Genomic DNA, 19,605 nt, shown 5'->3' on the forward strand with positions numbered 1-19,605 from the left:
CTGGCTAGTTACCCTGATTCTTTTCGATATAGTCAACAGCTTCGCCCACGCGCTGAATCTTTTCAGCGGCATCTTCTGGGATGCTGATATCAAACTCTTCTTCGAGTTCCATTACCAGTTCCACAGTGTCCAGCGAGTCTGCTCCTAAGTCATTGACGAAGTGAGTGTCACGGCTGATTTTCTCTTTGTCGACTCCGAGCTGTTCGGCAACGATATCGACAACTCGTTCTTCAACAGTTGCCATAGAGGGATAACCCTTTCCAACGAATCAAAATAACTAACAAAAAACAACACTTAAGAGCAAAAACCACGGGGTTTTCGTTTAACGATAAGGAGGCAGCTTACTTTACGCGAGGTTAAACTCGTCAAGCTAACGCCTTGTCATTAAACAAACTGCCAGCTTTCGCCAACAGTGAATCAATTTGCACTTACACGATCAAACATAGAGGATTCTAGCAAAACTGGTCAAGCCTTGAATCGGCCTAGCCCGTCATGCCGCCATCCACCACCAATACCTGTCCTGTAACATAGCTGGCTGCAGGACTTGCCAGAAACAACACACATGCAGCCACATCGTCTGGATTGCCGAGCCGATTGGCCGGAATCTTTGATTTGACTTCCTTCAGAATATCATCTCCGAGCGCCTTGGTCATATCGCTTTCGATAAACCCAGGAGCGACGGCGTTTACCGTTACTTTTCTTTTGGCCAGTTCCTTGGACAGCGATCGCGTCATGCCAATCATACCTGCCTTGGTCGCAGAATAATTCGTTTGCCCGGCGTTCCCAATCACTCCGGAAACGCTGGACATGTTGATGATTCGACCATAGCGTTTTCGCATCATCAAACGCGAGGCCGCACGGCTGCATAAAAAGCAACTTGTCAAGTTCGCGGCAATAATGTCGTCCCACTGCTCGTCGGTCATTACCGGCAGTAATGTATCGCGAGTGATCCCCGCATTATTTACTAAAATATCGAGTTTGCCATGCTTTTCTTCGACATCGGCGAAAAGCTTTTCGACGTCCGCTCGATTGGTCACGTCGCATTGCACTGCCTCGGCATTTCCGCCACTGGCCTGAATAGTGGCTACCGTTTCCGCAAGCTTGTCAGTGTTTCTTGCCACACAAACAACAGTCGCTCCGTTGCCGCCCAAGCGAATAGCGACAGCCTTACCCAGCCCCTGCGAGGCGCCGGTAACAATAGCGATCTGTCCCGACAGGTCGGCGGTCAGCCCAATAGGTTCAATACTCATGCGAGGTTAACTGGAATACAAAGGAGAGGCAATTTCTGCGAGCCAGAGAATATAGCGGTCCGGAAAAGAAGTGATACCCCTTTTGCAAGCCGTAATCCAATTTCGGTCCGTATCTCGCCCTGGAGCTTACTCGCTGATCGACTCGCACGCAATCTTGCGTTCGATTCGTTTGAGCGTGCCGGCCAAAACACGACCGGTGCCTAGCTCATAAAACTGGCTGATTCCAGCGGACAGGAGATTGCGCAGCGTCTGTTCCCACAAGACGGGTGAAATCACTTGTTTGGCCAAAAGCCCTGTGAAATCTTGCGCACTGCAGTGGGATTGGGCGTCGACATTGCAATAAACCGGCAGGCTCGCGTCGGATAAGTTTGCTTGCGAAATCGCAGCGGCCAGCGGTGCCACTGCGGGTTCCATCAGGCTGGTGTGGAACGCGCCAGCGACGGACAGTCGGATAAATTTCATTGCCCCAGCTTCGGTCGCAACGCTTTCCGCTGCCGCCAGAGAGTTGAGGTGGCCAGAAATTGCAATGTTTCCGGGGCAAAGCAGATTGGCGACTTGCAGCACTTCGCCTGGTTGCCTTGCTTGATCGCAGATCGCTTGGACTTTTTCGGTTTCTAGGCCGAGAACGCTGGCCATCCCACTGGGTTGCAGGTTGGCCGCAGCTTGCATGGCTTGCCCACGAGCCTGGACCAAGTGCACGCCGTCCTCGAAAGATAGAGCTCCGGCGGCGGTCAGTGCGCTGTATTCGCCAAGGCTGAGACCAGCGACCGCTTGCACGCCTTCCAGCAGATCAGGCCGCTCGGCTCGCAGTGTTTCAAGGACCGCTATCGAATGGACATAGAGTGCGGGTTGGCAGCAGTCGGTTGCGTTGAGTCTTTCCAGTGGACCATTCTTGCACAGGTCCAGGAGGTCATAGCCTAGGACTTCTGAGGCGCGTGTAAATAGGTCCATCGCCGCTGGGCTGCGGCCAGCCAGAGCAACACCCATATCGAGCGACTGGGCTCCCTGGCCGGGAAATAATAGAGCTTTTGCTGTCACGTTGTAGAATCAGGCTGCGACAAAAGAGAATGGATGGACAGCGGGAATTACGCTTGCTCGTCCATCTGGACGACCACTCGTCCGCCGTAAAAGCCGCATTTTGGGCACACAACATGGGTTGGCACCGAGTGCGAGCAGCGTGGGCAAATGCACAATTGACGTGGCTTCTTGTGGTGATGCGAACGTCGCTTGTTACTGCGGGAATTGGAATGTCGACGCTTTGGAACTGCCATGGCTAAACAACCGTTTCAAGAACTCAGCCCAACTCAAACAGGGGCTGCGCTTCCAGGAAATTTCGAATCAGTTAAATGAAGGTCCAACAGGGTAAAAACAGGACTGTGTTTTGTCAAGCGACAATCGGGGAAAACTAACCCACGCGGCGGCGCAACTCTCCGCCTTGGCAAACTCGCAAGATTTCCGGGTAGTAAGCGGCGAAGAACGCTTCGTGGTCGGAAACCACTTCGGTCGCGATTGCCGCTGGAACATGATCCACCCAGCTAAAAAGGTCAAGCTTTTCTGGGGTACAAACCGGTGCTGTGGAAAGGCCAGAGTTCGCCAACGCGGGCATCGGACGCGTGTTCTCAGGTTTGCCCACGTAGGGCAAATAGCGATGGGTTCGCCGGGGGGGGCGGTCCGCGTCAAGGAATGTGCGAACTAAATCGACGGTGCAGGGCGTACCGAAAAATTCGCAGATGCCTCGCAAGGTTACCGCCGGGAAAGCTGCAAAATCTTCGACACGAACATTCCGAATCGCAAGGATTTCGGTCGGATGGCTAGCAAGCTCCGCTTGGGTTGCCATTTTGCTAACCAAAGCGTGGAACGTATGACGGATTCCCGCTGATCCTTGTTTGCGCCAGCGAGTTTCCAGCGGTTGGGCCTTGCGAGGCAGTTTGGCTGATTGGCCGCTGCCGACTTCCTTTGAGTCCGTCGATGTTTCGCTCAGTTGCGCGCAATTGGCCAGCATCGCCAGGGGGTTGCGGACTAGATGCACCGCTTTGATCGCCGGGCCAGCGGTGTGGGGCAGGGGCGCCAGCGGCAGCGTGTGCGTATCTTGCAAAACGCGGAACACTTGTTCGCCCTGCAAGTTGGCATACAGCGTCAAACGGCTTTCCAGCCAGCGATCTCCAGCAAATTCATTCGTGAGAAAGTACACCTTCGGCACCCAAGACTACTTAAAAAGATATCGAATTCGACGAAACGTTCCGGCGAGAGGTGCTTGGTAGCAGAAGACCGGCGGTGAAATCAACCCGTTTGCCCGCGTTAGTTTTTACGATCTAGGAAACGCAGGCAATAAAAATAGATTATCGCCAGCTCTAGCTTACTTGCTGCAGGGAAAAGTCAACAATTATTAACGTACGCTAGGCTTCCCACTTGCGTATAGCAACGGCGGCTGATTGGCCCTGAGGCGAACATGCGAGATGGATAAAGGCATCGCCAGCAGGCTCCGCTTCTTTCGCTATCCTGATCGGACACTCGGTGTCGTGTTTTTCGGAATTCAGGGTGGCGAATAGTTTTCCGTCGCGGAGCGCCAAGCAACTGGCGATAATCTCGACCGCCGCAGAACCTGCCCCCAAATTCCCGAAGTAGCTTTTGGCTGCGACGACTGCGGGTTGAGCTTTGGCGGTGTTTTCGGCGATCGCCAGGGATTCGCTCAGGTCGCTGGCTTGGTCGCCGCGTCCGGCGGCGTGGATATGCAATTTGGCATCAGGCGATAATTTGGCTCGCTGCAGCACGTTCTGCAGGACATTGGCTGTGGCGCTGCGGACATGGTCTCTGCCAGTTCGACGTCCGACCGTGGACGAACTGGTGGCAAGGACCTCGCCATAGATCCGAGCGCCACGTTTCTGGGCGTGCGAGAGCGACTCTAACACGAACGCGCCGGCACCTTCGCCCAGCACGATCCCGTCGCGATCGATGGCAAATGGCCGCGACATTTCCGCTGGATTATCACGATCTTTGGCCAAGGGCTCTTGGCCTGCGACGTGAACCAGCCGCAGCGGTTCAATGCGAGAGCCGGTCGCACCAACGATCATCACATCGGCGGCCCCACGTCGAATTGCGGAAGACGCTTCGCCAAAGGTGAGGCTGGTGCTCGCTTCACGTACGGTAATCGAGTTGCTTGGTCCACGCAGGTCGTTAAAAATCGCGACGTGACTGGCTGGCATATTGGGCAGAAATTTCAACAGCCACAGCGGGTTCACCTGCAATCGCCCCGTGCCAGGCCAAAGGCTCATGTTGAAGCGATGCTCTGAATCACAGCACGCTTTTACACCATCGGTAAACTCTTCCGGCCGGGTCAAAATGTAATCGCAGCCATAGGTGATGCCGCTGCGGTCCGGATTTAGGTTGGCGGTCGAAAGGGAGGCGTCGTGGAGCGCCAATTGGCAGGCGGCGACCCCCATCTCGATTTCGCGGCACATCAGCTTTTGGCTTTTCTTGATGGAACGCTGCAGGCCTTTTTCCAGAGGGCCGAACTGCTCGATGTCGCCAGTGAAATCCCAGCATTCTGCGCCATGGCTGACGCCAACGGCTTGGCCTGGAATCGAGCGGAACTCGCGGATACCAGACTTTTTGGCGAGCAACGATTCCCAAAGCGCCGGCAGGCTGCAACCTAGCGGCGAGATGACTCCCATGCCCGTGATAACGATTTTTTCCGAATTCGAGTCCATAAGTCCTGCAGGCGAAAACAAAGCTCCCTGTTCGCGCATGCGCGGTTGAGCAACTGTCTGTTAGAATATCGACCGTGATTGTAGCTTTACATTGCTGCTTGCGAAGGATGGTAAATGGACTTCAGCCCAGGTAAATTTTTTGCCAGCTTTCGGGGATGGTTACGCAGGACTCACCCCGCAGAACCTACGGATGTCCGCGAGAATGTGGGCCAGTATGGCGAACGACTGGCAGAGGAATTATTGCGCAAATCAGGCTATCGAATCATCGGCCGAAACGTTCGCAATACCGCAGGCGAAATAGATCGGATTGCCGTTCAAACGTTGAAAAAGCGTCGCGTGATTGTTTTCGTGGAGGTGAAAACGCGGCTTCATATGGAGTCGGGAGCTGGGCCGTCTGATGCAGTTGACCAGGCTAAACAGCAGCACGTGACCAACGCGGCGTTGTGCTATTTGCGTAGCAAAAAGTTGTTGGAGCATTCGGCTCGATTTGACGTGATTGAAGTCATCGTGAATGGCCCCGGTGGCACGCCTGCTTTACGCCATTTTGAAAACGCATTTGAAGCGGTCGGGAAATTCCAGATGCATCGTTAGGCGGGAATTAGATTCAAGGACATCCGATAGACATTTTTTGGTGGGGCAATATTTCGTCATATAATTTCCTACCTAGCCGACCGCAACTACTTCAACTCCACTATTGCTAGTAGCATGCATAGACTGTTGCTTTAATTTAGAACGGACTAATCCAGGCGGGCCGAAGTCTGTGTCAAGGAATAGGTGGGTCCGATGCTGGAGATAAGTAGGAAACAAGCAAGCGTCAATCAGACGTTGGTTGGTTCATTTCGGAAGGAGAGTAGTCGCCATTCCTTCAAGGTTTTCGTAAACTCAAGCGGTGTCAAGCCAAGCAAAAAAGTAGGGGAGAAAAATACATTAAGACCACTTTTCTCTCGCACTGTTTTTGTCATCAAGGCCGCCAACTCATTGATCGTACCTCCAGGCAAGTGGAAACTAGACAGCGGTTTGATGATGTTGGACAGGAGCTTATCGGGATCATTTGGGTTTAGTTGTTGCCAAAGGGAATTGCCTATCAGTTGAAGGTGAAAGGCACCGTATGTAAATTCTTCTGTGTTCCAGTTTTTGGGATCAACGGTTTTTTTTGTAATTAGGATTGGCCTGACCACTACCGCGTCGACTAGGTCGCTAATTGCATTGATCGCTGCCGAGCTATACTCGGCGACGGCCGATAGAGAGCCTGTCGAGAAGGCAATGATAGTGTTCGCACAGCCTGCCCCCGTGCAATAAGCAGCACAGTTGGCCAACATCGCAAACTCAAGATATACGGTGACTTTGCGAATGATCTGACTTGCTACTAGGAGCGATCCTCGCTTTATTCCAACGTGTTTCCAAAGAAGGCTCAATGCAAGCTCTCTGATGGCCCTGCACTTCGCAATCGATTCCAAACTCATTGGGCCAATCTTGCCGTCACCGAGAAAAACAATGACGAGCTTAAATCGGTTAAAGTTCGACATTGTATGGTAAGCCGCTTTAAATTCACCAAACTTTCGCTTGCCTTCCATGTCTCCAAGTCTGGCTTTAAATCCTTCTTCTGCTGCGGACAGAAAGTATAAAGTGAGACTTCTCCAAGAGCTGGTTGGAATGCCTAGGTAGCACAAAGCCAAGCAAAGTAGGAAGCTCTCATCCTCGATTTCGCCATCAAGAATTTCTGGTTTTCTGGCTTCCGTACTTCTGATCTGTTCCTTGGCTTTCATTGCAGGCGAGTTCACAAAGCCGGACTCTTTGCTACTCCCTAAAACACCAGGAATTCGATGGACTTCCGAGTGCTTCCCAAACGGATTGCTCATTTGTGTACCCTCAAGACTCTGCCGCACGAACTGTTACAACCTACATGGCGGTTGCCGATTGGTTGTGACAAGGGTCTTTAGCGAATTCAAAGAGTCTTTGAGCTTTTTTGGAGAAGTTGGTCTTAGTCAGTCGCTGGGGGGCACGAAGCCGACTTTGCCTGAACCATGAAACGCGGATCAAATAACCCCGCCGTCAATCTGAAGTTGTCCTAATCGGGGGCAGTGTAGGCTGATATCTGAATCCAAGCGTTGCTTTAGCTAGGAGCGGCAAAAAGCCGTTGCAAAGTCTAGGCGAGTTCAATTTGGCAAAGGAAACGGGATTACTAGCAGTCTGCAAAGAATATTTTTTCGACGTTACCTCGCAGTACGTCACGGCCTAATTCGATCGCTTGCTGCTCGCTCCAACCGCGGTCGATAACAAAATCGTCGGCGAGAACTTTGGCCAGGATGCGTCGGTACATCGCAAACTTCGGCTGAATGAATTCCACTTTATAGGCATCGCTGTAATAGCCGACTTGTTTGGTACGTGGGATCGCTTCTAGTCTTGCCTTCAGATCCCGTTCGATAAAGCTAGGCGTATTGCTGTACCACCAGTGGCCGTTGGTCAGCACGTTGGGGAAGATCCAAGAGTAATCGACTAGCTCTTGGTTGGTCACTGATGCCAATACCGATACCGGAAACATCACGCTTGGGAACGAGCGGAAGAGATTGGCATATTGAATCAGCGAAACTCGCGAGTCGTATAAGTCTTGGCCTTGATAGACGCCGTTGGGATAGACTTTGCGAATCACACCGATCATCAAGTCAAATGGCAGCTTGAATTCCTTGCACAATTCGGCCAGTCGCCAGAACGTCCAGTAGCTGAGCAGATGCTTGTTGGTGGCGTCAGCCGAATCGCCCTCCAACATCAGATGTTGGAAAGCAGAGTGGGCTGACATCTTATCGATCTTCATCGGCGCGAAATCGGGTGGTAGTGAGATTGCGCATGCTTTCGCATTGTTTTCTGTGAAATGCTGGAATAGGTGCGTCAGAGCTTGGTCATAGCGTTCCAGCGAATTGATTTCTAGTTTCGAAGCTTTCTCCAAACGCCCCCGCACCGCAGGTTGATGGATGTGGAAAACCAAGTCGTCTGTTCGCAGGCAAGGGACATAAACCTGCGTATCAAAACCAGTGAGCGGATCGTCAAAGTCGTTGGTCAAAAAGACCTTCTCGACCCCCGCTTTGCCCAGTACGTTTTTGGTCCAGTCAGTACGTTGGCCGTAGGTGACGCTGCGATCGAAAAGGCGTTCCCAGTTCGAGGCGTCGATGGTCGGTTCTTCCCAGTCATACAACTCCTTGGCCAGCGACAACATCCAACTCCACTGGACCGTGTTGCTGATCTTGCCCAGCGTTTCGATCATGCGGCCAACTTTGGTTTTCGCGTCGGCCGAGGGGTCCTCGATCTTTTCTTTTTGGAGGCCTGCTGAATGTGCTAGTTCGGTATAGTAGTGGTACCCGATCAGGTCGAATAGGTTGGAACTGCTGGGGGAATGCGGATTGACGTGCGAATGCGGGTCGATCAACGGGATTTTGGAAAGCTCCGCGTGAATGTCCCTGAAAGCAGTATTATTTGGCATTTTGGAACTCATGGCGTTGGAAAGGTTCGAGTCGTGCAGTCTGACAGTATTCGCGTGGCTATTAAACCAAGATATTTGTTTGCCAGCTAGACGCTAATGCGGCTAGAATGGAATCGGAAAGTTCCGCACCAGACTAAGTGGAGTGAAATGGATGGCTAGCCAAAAAGAATCCGCCCATACCGATGCCCTGATCATCACAACTCCTGACGTGGTACTTTCGTGTATCGAAGTCGCCCATGAGCCTTTGCAGGTATCCAACGCGTTAGCTCATGTGGAGCTGAGCGAAGTGGATTCTCATGTGCAGCCAGCGGACTTCGAGGCGGCCACCGCGAGTCAACCTAGTTCGGCCTCAGTTTCACTTGCCTCATCTGCCGCCTCCCATCGCAAGGGCGAAGCTCAAGCCAGTTGGCAATCTGCCGTAATTTCGACCGTGGCTTCTCTAGCCATCGTCTTGACATTACTTTCGGCGGTTCGATTTTTTCTGCCCCCATTATTGGAGTCTGCTCGCTACGGCTGGTATCGAGGGCAGTTGCGTGCTGAGCATGAAGCTGCTGGGGAACGGCTGAACAGCATAAGTTTGGACGGACTATCGCAGATTTCGGAGGCTGTGAGCCAGCGGGTGACGCCATCGGTGGTGCACGTCGACGTGCGTCAGCGAAATCGAGTCCCTCGCAACAGCCTGGAATCGTTGCTGGATGGAGACGATTACGTCAAGCAATATGCAATCGGGCAGGGCAGTGGCGTGATTGTCGATGCCGCCGGTTATATTTTGACGAATCATCATGTTCTTGAAGAGGCCGACGTGGTGGAAGTTTTGCTGAGCGATCGACGCCGCTTGCAAGCGGAGATCGTGGGTTCGGATCCGGCGACCGACTTGGCGGTTCTAAAGATCAATGCCGACGGGCTGCTGCCCATCGATTGGGGCGACAGCGAGCAAGTGACCGTCGGGTCTTCGGTTTGGGCTGTCGGCAGTCCCTTTGGCTTGAGTGGCTCGATTACCTTCGGCATCATTTCCAGCAAGCATCGGGTTGATTTGAGTGGGACTCGATATCAAGCGTCCAACATCCTCACGCCGCGCTATGGCGATTTGCTGCAGAGCGATGTTGCGGTCAATCCTGGCAACAGTGGCGGGCCGTTGGTTGATTATCAGGGCCGGCTGATCGGCATTAATACGGCGATTTTGGGCGAGTCCTATCGGGGCGTTAGTTTTTCTATTCCAAGCCGAGTGGCCAAACGGTGCTATGAACAGATTCGAGCAACCGGCGCGGTCGAGCGAGGTTGGCTGGGAGTGGAATTGCAGCTTGCTGCCCGCGCGTCCAGGCTGATGTCGGATGTAAGTGCGGCCGGCGACAGTTTCGACCAGGCTGGAGCATCGCAGACGCAGGAACCCGGTGCGTTGGTGATGCGTTTCGCCGATGGCAATGCTTCACCAGCATTAAAGTCGGGATTGAAGATTGGGGATCGGATTGTCGAACTGGATGGCAAGGCAATCCAGGACTCGGATGAATTGATTCGGTTGATTGGGGAGCTAGATGCGGGGGCTTCAGTGCCGGTCAAGGTACTGCGGGGGGCCGAGCAGGTTGAGCTGACGGTTAAGCTTGGAAAGCGTCCAAAGCAAATACGCTAGCAAAGCGGCTGGGTGAAAGTTTGTTCCCCGATTGATTCAGGCCGATGCTGTCTTGACATGCGTGGGCGGAATTGGGCATAAGGGAAGGTCTATTTGGATCGATTGAGTAGCTCGCAACCTTCAGAGTGACGACTTCCATGGATGGCAAGGCGCAAGAGCAGAAAGCTCGCACAGCAATCATCACCGGCATTACCGGCCAAGACGGTTATTATTTGGCAAGGCACTTGCTGGATTTAAACTATAACGTGATTGGATTGGTACGTCCCGAGAGCCATCGAAAGCTTCATCAAAGTCGGTTTGAATCCGATTCCGCTTTCATTTCAGGCATCGACTATCGACCATTTTCGCTGGAGGATGGAAGCGCTTGGGATCGTTTGCTGGCAGACGATCAACCCAACGAAATCTATCATTTGGCAGGAGTCAGTTTTGTTCCCGACAGTTGGAATGATCCTGTGGGGACGATTCAGTCCAATGTTTGTGTAACGGCCAAGATTTTGGAAGCGGTGCGTCGCTTGAGCCCTGCCTGCCGTTTATTTTATGCTTGTTCGAGCGAGGTATTTGGTCGACCTCAGGGGGGGGCTCAAAATGAGCAGACTCCGCTGCGCCCTATTTCACCCTATGGCGTCACAAAAGCTGCGTCGCACAACTTGATTGATGTGTATCGCCAACAGTATGGTTTGTTTGCTTGTAGCGGGATTCTGTTCAACCACGAGTCGCCCAGACGCCCGGTCAGCTTCGTGACGCGAAAGATTTCTGCTGCGGCGGCGGCTATTGCGGCGGGGCAGCAGGATGTCCTGATGTTAGGCAATATTGATTCGCGCCGAGACTGGGGCTATGCCGGTGATTTCGTAGATTGCATGTGGAGGATGTTGCAAGCCGACCAACCTCGCGACTACGTTGTTGGGACAGGTCGTCATACGACAATTCGCCAATTGCTTGATTTTGCGTTTGATGCAGTCAGTCTTGATTGGCAAAACTATGTCCAGATCGATCCGCGATTTGCTCGAGCCAACGATGTGCTAACGCCATTGGCTGATCCATCGGCTGCTTGGCGTGATTTGCACTGGCAAGCCACGACTAGTATTTGCAGTTTAATGCAAATGATGGTGCAACATGATCTCGAATTGTGTGGGTTGGCACTGGGGCGAAAACGAGCTGCATAGATTTTGGATGGGTTTTTTGAATTGGTATAGCGTTCAATCTACCCATTTTGTTAAACCTGCCTCGTCAGCCGTCTGAGCTCGCTTGGCAATTACTACGACTGAAGTTGAAGTGAACCTTGCATCCCTAGGTCACGCATTTGGATAACCGACATTGGAGTAACGGAAAGAATGGAATCGACCGCACTAATCACTGGTATCACCGGCCAAGATGGCTCGTATTTGGCCGAATTGCTTCTGGAGAAGGGGTATCAAGTCCATGGTACTTTTCGTCGTGCAAGTACTCCGGGGTTTGAGCGCATCAGCCATATCGAAGACGATTTAAATCTGCACTGCACCGATTTGACCGACCAAGCGTCTTTGTACAAGCTGATCGAAAAGGTTCGTCCTAGGGAAGTGTATAACTTGGCCGCGCAAAGTTTTGTGGGCACGAGTTGGGACCAAGTGCTGACCACCGGCGATGTGACCGGTTTGGGGACAGCACGAGTCTTGGAAGCCATTCGCTGCGTTGATTCTTCGATTCGTTTTTATCAGGCCAGTAGCAGCGAAATGTATGGGCTTGTTCATGAGACACCGCAACGTGAAACTACGCTGCTTCATCCTCGCAGCCCATATGGTGTAGCCAAAGTCTACAGCCACTATTTGACAATCAACTATCGCGAGAGCTTTAACATGTTCGCTTGCTCTGGCATTCTGTTTAACCATGAATCGCCACGACGCGGGTTGGAGTTTGTTACGCGAAAGATCACCAACGCGGTGGCTCGCATCAAGTGCGGCTTGCAAAGCGAACTGCGATTGGGCAATCTGGAAGCCAAACGCGATTGGGGATTTGCAGGTGACTATGTGGAAGCCATGTGGCTGATGTTGCAACAAGACAAAGCCGACGATTTCGTGGTTGGTACAGGTGTGACAAGCAAGGTCGGCGAATTCGTCAATCTGGCTTTCGCCCATGTCGACTTGGACCCAAGTGAATACGTAGTGATGGATCCAAAGTTCTATCGCCCAGCGGAAGTCGATTTGTTGCTGGCTGATCCGACGAAGGCCGAACGTCAATTGGGATGGAAGCCCAAGACCGACTTAGCTCAACTGGTCCACATGATGGTAGAGAGCGATTTGGAGCATGCTGAACGCGAGCTGATGTTGCAGCGGACGCAACTGCGAGTACATCGCGCTGCCTAAGGCACTTTCGCAGTCACCATCTTTGGCATTTATATCGCTCGGTATCCCCGAGCGATTTTTTATTGCGGTCCTGAAGGAAGGGCAAGCGCTGTGCCGTTGGGGAATCGTCGTTAAGACCGCTAGAACCGGCAGTGTCGGTAATTTTTACCATCGGCAAGTGAAAACAAAGCTGCTGTCCTTCTTTGGTTTTTCTGACCAGCAGATTATCTTAGCGAGATTGTAGCTGTTCACGGCTCAACGAACGAAATTCGGTCTTCCCGTTAGCAACTTGCGGATCTGTGAACGTATGCAATGGGATTTCGCTCGTTTGTCTACTTTGCCATTCTCATGGACTCCGGAATACCGACCCGCCGTAGATCGATCACGTTGCCACCGCAACCTAGGTCTAGCGCGCCGAAAAGTGCGGAGATCGGTCAAGTGGTGGCTGCTGCTGGACCTCGAATCAATTTATTGGGTTACTTTGATGTCGTCTTGTTCCCGCTTCTGCTTCAATTCTGTTTCCTTGGGATGTTCTTTGGCAACAACATCGATATCGCTAAAGAGATTCAAGGCGCAGGGCAGTCGAACTTAACGTTCCAGATCATTTTCAAGTTATGCTTCATGATGTTGGGGCTGGGCGTGGGTTTTTGGGCTTGGTGGTTTCGGCCTGCTGTGCGACGTATTCTGGTTAGTGTACCGGGCTTGTTTTTGTTAGCACTGGCTGGTTGGCATCTTGTCACCATCCCGATGGCGTTGTTGCCCAATCGTGCCTTGATCAGCTTTGTTAGCTTTGTCTCGGTATTGATTGTCACCATCGCGATGCTGGTCGAATTTGGTATCCGACGTTTGACACTCGTGGCTTTAGCGGGCACCGTTTTATACTCTTTAGCGAGTATCGGGCTTTATATTGTCGCGCCTGATTTAGCGACGTTTAAAGAGGTGATGAACGACATCGTAACAGTGGAGCGTTTCGGTGGTTTGGCGCATCCGAATATCTTGGGACGAACGGCAGTGTTGACGGTCCTTCTGGCTATTGCCGCGATCGCGGAAGGCTATCTTAATTGGCGTTGGATCTTACCATTGTCGCTGTTATCGGCGGGGGTCTTGTATGCATCGCTCAGTCGTACGCCCGTGGTTGCCGGTGTTTTGGCGGCGGCGGTCGTGATGTTGCCACTGTTGAAACGGAAGGAAACGTATTTGGCGATCGCGATGGGAGCTCTTGCTTTAGTCTTTGGTTATTTAGCCATCGAAGGCACAATTGGATTTGATTTTGTGACCGAGCGTTTGGTGGAAAAGACAACAAAGACAGGTTCATCAGAAGAGCTGAAAACCGGTACCGGGCGAACCGATATTTGGAAGTACTCAATCCAGAAGTCGACGGAGCGTCCGGTTTTTGGTTGGGGAGTTGGATCGACGGCGCTTGTGATGGAAGACAACTCGGGGCATTCCCACAATATCTTATTGCATCCGGTGCTGGCACTTGGTGTTCCAGGCGGGATGTTAGTGGGTCTGATCCTATTGCTGAATGTGGGGGCTGCCATCCGCTGGAATCATGCGGTGATTCGGATCGTTATTGTCTTTCTTTTGGTCATCGGATTGGTGGAATCGCCTGTGTTAGGAGCGTTTCCGGACAGCCTGAGCATGCTTTGGTTTGCCATCACCATGTTGCCAATTGTGATGCTTACGGAGAAATCGATTGCGGTAGGAAGCCCGGCGGTTGAAACCACTGCTTAGAAGCGGACGTACACTCACTGCACAATCGACTATGGCAAAGGTTTCCTCGGGTAAACCGCCTTGGATTGAGCAACTGTTGGACCGAGGGGCGGCTTGGGTTATACTGCGATTTGTACTGTGACGGCAGTCGCAGCACGAGGGATACCCACCGCCGAGTGTTGCCAAGTACAATCACTGGTCTTTTGCAAAGGCAGGGTTGCCTTGGTTTTTTACTTTAACGATAGAATCATTTTCCTGATGAAACTTATTTGTTGTACGGCGTTGTTGACGGGTCTGTTGTTCGCTACATCGCTACTGGCTGATGGTTCCTCGGAGGCGACACTCGGTTGGTCTAAGGAAAAGCCTTCCGAGGGACCGTTTGTAGAAGTCGATGGCATGTATATGGTGCCATACACAGCTCAGATCCCAGGGACGAGGATCGAGTTTACAATGATTCCAGTTCCCGCGGGTGAATTCCTGATGGGCTCTCCTGAGACAGAGGCTAATCGCAGTGATGATGAAGGACCGCAGAAGAAGGTAAAGGTCGAGGCATTTTGGATTGGCAAGACGGAGGTGACTTGGGCCGAGTACAAGACCTTTATGGGCATGTACTCGATTTTCAAACGCTATGTTAGCTCGGGGATTCGAAAGATTACCGACGAGAATCGCGCTGATGCCATCACGGCTCCTACACCATTGTATGAACCTAGTCACACCTACGAGTATGGCGATGATCCCAAGCAGCCTGCTGTCACGATGACTCAATACGCGGCCAAGCAATACACGAAATGGTTGAGTGGTATGAGCGGGTTGCAGTATCGCTTGCCGACTGAAGCGGAATGGGAGTATGCCGCGCGAGCCGGTTCCGCTGCCGCATACAGCTTTGGTGAGGATGCCTCCCAGCTCGAAATGTTCGCTGCGTTTTCGGGTAATGCCGAAGATGGGCCAGCACTAGTTGGTTCGTTTCTTCCCAACGCATTTGGATTGCATGATATGCACGGCAACGCTTGGGAGTGGGTCATTGATGGTTATTCCTCCGAGGGCTATCCGGCTGTTGATGCAGAAGTTGTCGATTGGAAAGACGCGATTGTGTGGCCGACCGATGCGTCGTCGCGGACTGTTCGTGGCGGAGGGTTTCAAGATGCTGCGGATCGTGTACGAACTGCGGTGCGGATGGGCTCCGAAGATGAAGATTGGAAGAACTCTGATCCAAATATCCCTCTCTCTCCCTGGTGGTTTACCGATGATCCGGCCCGCGCAGTTGGCATGCGATTGGTACGTTCAGCAAAACCGTTGGATAAGGAAATGATCGACAAGTTTTGGGACATCGATAACGAGATGATTCAAGAAGACGTTGACATTCGTTTGGAAGAGGGCCGAGGTGTGCTCGGTTTGCCGGTACCGGAATTGGCCAGCGATTTAGGCAAAGCGAATCCTTAGCCTGCGGTTTGCCTCCGACGCTCAAACTATAAAGGTCAGCTTTGGTCATCTTGGCTGGGATCCAGGTGACCTGAGCGATTAATGGCGATCAACAATCGCAGGCTGATCAGCACGCTGACAATAAAGCCTAGAGCTCCAATCAGCGAAACATCTTTCAGTCCCCACCAAGACTCTTTTTGGAATAGCAGAGGCGGGACTTTGTAAGCCAGCAAGATCGATGAGCCCAGCAATAATGAGCTGGTCAGCAATCCCAGAACCAGACGATTCACCGAAGGGCCTAGTCCACGGTGCGAAAGTCGAACGTCCATCTGACCACGTTGCAACAAGTCCATCACGCCACTGACTTGCGATGGCAGTTTTTCTAGTAGATCCTCAACTTCGGCGTACATCCGTCGCATCTTTTTCATTTGACGCACCGGTGAAAGTCTGCGGAGACGCAGTTCGCGAAACGCAGGTCGGACCGCTTCCATCAAACTGAAGGGCGGGTTGAGTAAGCGGATGGTGCCTTCCAATGTCACCAGTGTTTTGATCAGCATGCCTGTCGGTGATGGTAGGACGATGTGATGGCGATGCATGATGTCGGTGACATCGCTGAGTGCACCGGTGAGATCAAAGCTATCGAGAGGTTGTGAGCCATAGACACCGACGAATTCAGAGACGTCGAGAGCCAAGGCCCCGTCGTCGATATTAGGTGGTACTCGTCCGGCTCGTTTGATTAAGATCGTCAACCATCTTGAATCGCTGGAAACGATAGCCATGAGCATCTCTTCGATGATTTCTCGCAAGCGATCATCGATGCGACCGATCATGCCGAAATCCAGCAGGGCTAGGGTGTTGTCTTCCAGAACGCGAATGTTTCCAGGATGTGGATCCGCGTGATAAACACCGATACGAAAGATCATGTCGATATACAGGTTCGCGAGTTTTTCTGCCAACGACCCCAAGTCAACTTGAGAGGACTTCGCGTCATCAGCCAGATGTTGCAAGCTGACTCCACCGATCCGTTCCATGGTTAGGATGCGATCGGTAGACAACTCGCGGAAGGCCTGCGGAATCTTCAGCAATTCATGATGCGACAGCTCTTTTTGAAACAGTTGCAGATTGCGCAGTTCTTGTTCGAAGGACAATTCGCTGTGCAGCGACCGTGAAAGTTGGTGGACCATTTCTTCGGGTTGCCAGGCGGCAAGCTCCGGGATTTTCGTAGCTAGGTTGGCCAGGCCGGCCAGGATCGCGAGATCCTCCGCAACTTTATTGCGAATGTTGTGATGCTGCACTTTCACCACCACGGGCGTTCCGTCTGGAAGCGTCGCAAAGTGGACTTGGCCGATCGATGCTGATGCTATTGGAACTTGATCAAAGCTTGAATAGAACTCAGATACCTTGCCAGCCAGTTCGCTGCAGACCATCTGTTCGACTTTATCAAAGCTATCTGAGGTAGTGTGCGTTTGTAGTTGCTGCAATTCCGTGGCAATCTCGCTGCCTACCAAGTCGGGACGTAGGGAAAGAATTTGTCCCAGTTTGATAAAGGTAGGCCCCAGATCCATCAGCGCTAATCGGATGCGAGTTGCGCGAGAGTAGCTTGACAGCGGAGTTCCGGAAGCATCTTTGATCCAGTCCCGGACAAAATCGACGTGGATATGGCTGAGCCAATCGGCCAATCCATAACGACGCAAAACGGCAATAATCTCGTTCCAACGGCGCAGGTTGCGGTAGATGCGAGGGATGCTGGTGATTCTCATGCGTCGTAGCGAAGAGCTTGCTTCTCCAATGTCGGATGCGAGCCACGGAACGGCTCGCTAAACATTATAGTCTCGACCTGGGAGAAACGAACGGGCGCGACTGGGATTCACCCGTTTGTCGTCGTGGTATCAGGTGCTTGGAGGCGCATTGTCGCTTAGTCCTAACCGTGATAACCACCGCGAGCCAGCGGAGGCTTTGTTTGCTGGTTCTTCCGCGCGAGACATCGAACGTTCGCAGTCTTTCATGCGTTCTTCTAGTTCTGATCGCTGTCGAGCAATCTTTGCTCGTTCCAAGGATATTTCGACTTCGGCTTCACGCAACTTGGCTCGCCATTGTTCTTGAAGCGTGCGCAAGTTTTCGCGTTCCTCCTTGATAAAGTCATCATGATCCAGTAGTTCAGCGACTGCTGCGGCTCCGATGGCGATCGATTGCGAAGCGGTGGATTGTTCGGCCAGCAGGCGTTTCAATTCCATGATCTCGCCGTCTCGTTTCGCGATCTCGCGGTCCGTGCGTTCGATCAAAGCGTGAATTTCGAGCGGTTTGTTGGGATCGAGTTCGTCTTGGCTCGATTCGCCTTCCAGTTTCTGCAGCAACAAGACCTTTTGTTGGTCCCAAGTCAGGCATTCTTTCAATGCTGCCCCGTTGGGTTCTAATGTCCGGAGCTTTGCATTGAGGTCGTCGATTTGTAAACGCAGTTCGACAATCGTTTGACGCTCTTGAAGCAACTGGTCGCGCAGAGTGGCAATGCAATCGTTTTGCAATGCATTTTCCGGAGGCGCTTCTCGTTCTGCAATCAACGAGTGAAGTAAGCTTTCCTCGCGCGCCTTCGCAAGTTCCAGCGTTAGTTCCGCGATTTGATTCCTCAACGCTTCATATTCAGCATCTGAAGAAGTTGTGGACGGAATCGTTTCGTCTGGGTTGGCGTCCTGAAAGGGCTTGTTTTCCAGATAGCTAAGTAGTTCGTCGTACTCAGATCGCAGTTGATTTAGCTGGTTGAGGGCTTTAGCGTGTTCGCGAGGGTCGATCTTCGGTTGGTCATGTGTGACGAGACTCGAGAGTTGCTGGACGCTCTCAAAGCCAACTTTTGCGTCGGCTGACATGGATTCAGTAAGTTCGACGAGTTTAACGTACTGTTCCATCAACCGCTGGTGTTCTAAGCGGTCGTTTTCTCGTTGTTGTGCTAACTGTTGTACCGCCGATTGCACATCGGTAAGTACCGCGTGCAGCGGCGTGCTTTCGCTGCTGGTGTTTTCAGCAGCATCTTTGGAATGCCGCATCAGTTGTTCGAAGATTACCGACTCGACGGCTAATTCGACATCGCCGGCTCGTTGGGAAAGCGAATCCACGTGGTAGTCGCGCAGCATCTTGAGGCGCTTTCGCAACTGACGAATCGGGGGCTCAGTCACCTTGCTAAGCGGTGAAACGCGGCGTTTGACACGACGGTTGCTCGATTTGTCCTTGGAGTTACGGTCCATGCGAATTCGAAACTTTGGGCTCACGGATTCCATTGAGCAACTCAGAATTTGTTGCTCAACCTATTTATTTCATATGTCAAATCTGCTTCGATCTTCGTTAGAATTGCAGCGGAGTCGCCGCGAATCAGGAAACCCGAATTCAAATTTTGCGGGATGTAGCGGTTGCAGCGACTGGTGTACAGGCAATTACAACTTAAGGGGGTCCCGAGTGTCCGATAGTCAGCCCGAAAATAGTCAGCCCGAAAACGACGATGAGCCGGTTGCTTTTGAGCAGTCTTTCGCTCGAATTGAGTCGATTGTGCGGCAGTTAGAGCAGGGGACTTTAGGCTTGGACCAGTCTTTGGCGGCGTACCATCAAGCGATTCGCCACCTGCGATTCTGCCAAAGCAAACTGGCGGATGCTACGCGGCGTGTCGAGTTACTGCAGGACGTCGCCCCGGATGGCAGCTTCACAACGCAGGAATTTGATGATGCGGCCAGCAGCCTGGAGGAAAAGGCTGCTTCACGCAGTTCGCGTCGCTCCTCAACGGCCAAGAAAAACCCGTCTAAGACAGATGACTTGTTTTGAGGTTGCCTCACGCGCAGGAGCCTTACCCACGGCCACTCCCAATAAGGATTTGTCGAAATAACTTCCCGATATGAACCGGCTTTTCTAGTTTAACCGCGTGCCCAGCGGGCCGCGTTTGTCGCAATACAAGCGCGGGGCGATGCCCACGCGGTTCAACGAAAATGCGGAAGTTATATCGGGACAGTTCCTAAGATGTCTCGTGTATGGGAATGCGGTTCAATGCGGCGGTCCCAGGAGCCGTTGCTTAGAAAGATTGCCGGAAAAACCGGTTGCAGGGGCTGGCAAAAGTCAG

General features: G+C 52.3%; 18 protein-coding genes. 8 read left to right on the forward strand and 10 right to left on the reverse strand.

The window, feature by feature from the left end; all coding sequences use genetic code 11:
• Positions 1 to 4 precede the first annotated feature (4 nt).
• From acpP to SH302x_RS02240, 6 genes are all read right to left on the reverse strand, one after another.
• Positions 5 to 244, reverse strand: coding sequence for an acyl carrier protein (acpP, locus tag SH302x_RS02215; protein WP_479366998.1), 240 nt, complete (start codon positions 242 to 244; stop codon positions 5 to 7).
• 238 nt (positions 245 to 482) lie between these two features.
• A complete protein-coding gene (gene fabG, locus SH302x_RS02220; RefSeq protein WP_479367000.1) occupies positions 483 to 1,250 on the reverse strand; it encodes a 3-oxoacyl-[acyl-carrier-protein] reductase in 768 nt (255 codons plus the stop codon).
• Between the two features lie 126 nt (positions 1,251 to 1,376).
• Entirely contained in the window at positions 1,377 to 2,288 is a 912-nt protein-coding gene (fabD, locus tag SH302x_RS02225; RefSeq protein WP_479367002.1) for an ACP S-malonyltransferase, read from the reverse strand.
• A 47-nt stretch (positions 2,289 to 2,335) separates the two neighbouring features.
• Positions 2,336 to 2,521, reverse strand: coding sequence for a 50S ribosomal protein L32 (gene rpmF, locus SH302x_RS02230; RefSeq protein WP_479367003.1), 186 nt, complete (start codon positions 2,519 to 2,521; stop codon positions 2,336 to 2,338).
• Between the two features lie 134 nt (positions 2,522 to 2,655).
• A complete protein-coding gene (locus SH302x_RS02235; RefSeq protein ID WP_479367005.1) occupies positions 2,656 to 3,441 on the reverse strand; it encodes a hypothetical protein in 786 nt (261 codons plus the stop codon).
• 205 nt (positions 3,442 to 3,646) lie between these two features.
• On the reverse strand, positions 3,647 to 4,957 hold the full coding sequence (locus SH302x_RS02240) for a beta-ketoacyl-[acyl-carrier-protein] synthase family protein (protein WP_479367006.1): 1,311 nt from the start codon (positions 4,955 to 4,957) through the stop codon (positions 3,647 to 3,649).
• A gap of 114 nt (positions 4,958 to 5,071) precedes the next feature.
• Between SH302x_RS02240 and SH302x_RS02245 the strand changes: the two genes are divergently transcribed.
• Entirely contained in the window at positions 5,072 to 5,548 is a 477-nt protein-coding gene (locus SH302x_RS02245; RefSeq protein ID WP_479367008.1) for a YraN family protein, read from the forward strand.
• Positions 5,549 to 5,775: 227 nt separating this feature from the next.
• Here SH302x_RS02245 and SH302x_RS02250 read toward each other — a convergent pair whose 3' ends face one another.
• Both SH302x_RS02250 and SH302x_RS02255 read right to left on the reverse strand, forming a co-directional pair.
• Positions 5,776 to 6,723, reverse strand: coding sequence for a hypothetical protein (locus tag SH302x_RS02250; RefSeq protein WP_479367010.1), 948 nt, complete (start codon positions 6,721 to 6,723; stop codon positions 5,776 to 5,778).
• A gap of 416 nt (positions 6,724 to 7,139) precedes the next feature.
• Positions 7,140 to 8,432: a glucuronate isomerase gene (locus tag SH302x_RS02255; RefSeq protein WP_479367011.1), complete on the reverse strand. Its 1,293-nt coding sequence runs from the start codon at positions 8,430 to 8,432 to the stop codon at positions 7,140 to 7,142.
• Positions 8,433 to 8,583: 151 nt separating this feature from the next.
• Between SH302x_RS02255 and SH302x_RS02260 the strand changes: the two genes are divergently transcribed.
• The 6 genes from SH302x_RS02260 (at position 8,584) to SH302x_RS02285 (ending at position 15,530) form a co-directional block, all read left to right on the forward strand.
• Complete coding sequence (locus tag SH302x_RS02260) at positions 8,584 to 10,059, forward strand: S1C family serine protease (protein WP_479367013.1); 1,476 nt, start codon at positions 8,584 to 8,586, stop codon at positions 10,057 to 10,059.
• Positions 10,060 to 10,196: 137 nt separating this feature from the next.
• Positions 10,197 to 11,222: a GDP-mannose 4,6-dehydratase gene (locus SH302x_RS02265; protein ID WP_479367015.1), complete on the forward strand. Its 1,026-nt coding sequence runs from the start codon at positions 10,197 to 10,199 to the stop codon at positions 11,220 to 11,222.
• Between the two features lie 168 nt (positions 11,223 to 11,390).
• Entirely contained in the window at positions 11,391 to 12,398 is a 1,008-nt protein-coding gene (gene gmd / locus SH302x_RS02270) for a GDP-mannose 4,6-dehydratase (RefSeq protein WP_479367017.1), read from the forward strand.
• A 22-nt stretch (positions 12,399 to 12,420) separates the two neighbouring features.
• Positions 12,421 to 12,621, forward strand: coding sequence for a hypothetical protein (locus SH302x_RS02275; RefSeq protein WP_479367018.1), 201 nt, complete (start codon positions 12,421 to 12,423; stop codon positions 12,619 to 12,621).
• A 68-nt stretch (positions 12,622 to 12,689) separates the two neighbouring features.
• Positions 12,690 to 14,111, forward strand: a complete 1,422-nt coding sequence (locus tag SH302x_RS02280) for an O-antigen ligase family protein (protein ID WP_479367020.1) — start codon at positions 12,690 to 12,692, stop codon at positions 14,109 to 14,111.
• 237 nt (positions 14,112 to 14,348) lie between these two features.
• Entirely contained in the window at positions 14,349 to 15,530 is a 1,182-nt protein-coding gene (locus SH302x_RS02285; RefSeq protein WP_479367022.1) for a formylglycine-generating enzyme family protein, read from the forward strand.
• A gap of 35 nt (positions 15,531 to 15,565) precedes the next feature.
• On the opposite strand, the gene SH302x_RS02290 is transcribed toward SH302x_RS02285, so the two are convergent.
• A complete protein-coding gene (locus SH302x_RS02290) occupies positions 15,566 to 17,269 on the reverse strand; it encodes an ABC1 kinase family protein (protein WP_479367024.1) in 1,704 nt (567 codons plus the stop codon).
• Between the two features lie 129 nt (positions 17,270 to 17,398).
• Entirely contained in the window at positions 17,399 to 18,778 is a 1,380-nt protein-coding gene (locus tag SH302x_RS02295; RefSeq protein WP_479367025.1) for a hypothetical protein, read from the reverse strand.
• Between the two features lie 175 nt (positions 18,779 to 18,953).
• On the opposite strand from SH302x_RS02295, the gene xseB reads away from it, so the two are divergent.
• On the forward strand, positions 18,954 to 19,313 hold the full coding sequence (gene xseB / locus SH302x_RS02300) for an exodeoxyribonuclease VII small subunit (RefSeq protein WP_479367027.1): 360 nt from the start codon (positions 18,954 to 18,956) through the stop codon (positions 19,311 to 19,313).
• The last annotated feature ends 292 nt before the right edge of the window (positions 19,314 to 19,605 follow it).

The organism is Njordella calcicola, assembly GCF_056494125.1.

What these genes read in the sequence shown, in the direction of transcription:
- acpP (WP_479366998.1), bottom strand. Translation starts at nt 244, where the DNA reads ATGGCAACTGTTGAAGAACGAGTTGTCGATATCGTTGCCGAACAGCTC.
- fabG (WP_479367000.1), bottom strand. Translation starts at nt 1,250, where the DNA reads ATGAGTATTGAACCTATTGGGCTGACCGCCGACCTGTCGGGACAGATC.
- rpmF (WP_479367003.1), bottom strand. Translation starts at nt 2,521, where the DNA reads ATGGCAGTTCCAAAGCGTCGACATTCCAATTCCCGCAGTAACAAGCGA.
- SH302x_RS02240 (WP_479367006.1), bottom strand. Translation starts at nt 4,957, where the DNA reads ATGGACTCGAATTCGGAAAAAATCGTTATCACGGGCATGGGAGTCATC.
- SH302x_RS02245 (WP_479367008.1), top strand. Translation starts at nt 5,072, where the DNA reads ATGGACTTCAGCCCAGGTAAATTTTTTGCCAGCTTTCGGGGATGGTTA.
- SH302x_RS02250 (WP_479367010.1), bottom strand. Translation starts at nt 6,723, where the DNA reads ATGAAAGCCAAGGAACAGATCAGAAGTACGGAAGCCAGAAAACCAGAA.
- SH302x_RS02255 (WP_479367011.1), bottom strand. Translation starts at nt 8,432, where the DNA reads ATGCCAAATAATACTGCTTTCAGGGACATTCACGCGGAGCTTTCCAAA.
- SH302x_RS02260 (WP_479367013.1), top strand. Translation starts at nt 8,584, where the DNA reads ATGGCTAGCCAAAAAGAATCCGCCCATACCGATGCCCTGATCATCACA.
- SH302x_RS02265 (WP_479367015.1), top strand. Translation starts at nt 10,197, where the DNA reads ATGGATGGCAAGGCGCAAGAGCAGAAAGCTCGCACAGCAATCATCACC.
- gmd (WP_479367017.1), top strand. Translation starts at nt 11,391, where the DNA reads ATGGAATCGACCGCACTAATCACTGGTATCACCGGCCAAGATGGCTCG.
- SH302x_RS02280 (WP_479367020.1), top strand. Translation starts at nt 12,690, where the DNA reads ATGGGATTTCGCTCGTTTGTCTACTTTGCCATTCTCATGGACTCCGGA.
- SH302x_RS02285 (WP_479367022.1), top strand. Translation starts at nt 14,349, where the DNA reads ATGAAACTTATTTGTTGTACGGCGTTGTTGACGGGTCTGTTGTTCGCT.
- SH302x_RS02290 (WP_479367024.1), bottom strand. Translation starts at nt 17,269, where the DNA reads ATGAGAATCACCAGCATCCCTCGCATCTACCGCAACCTGCGCCGTTGG.
- SH302x_RS02295 (WP_479367025.1), bottom strand. Translation starts at nt 18,778, where the DNA reads ATGGAATCCGTGAGCCCAAAGTTTCGAATTCGCATGGACCGTAACTCC.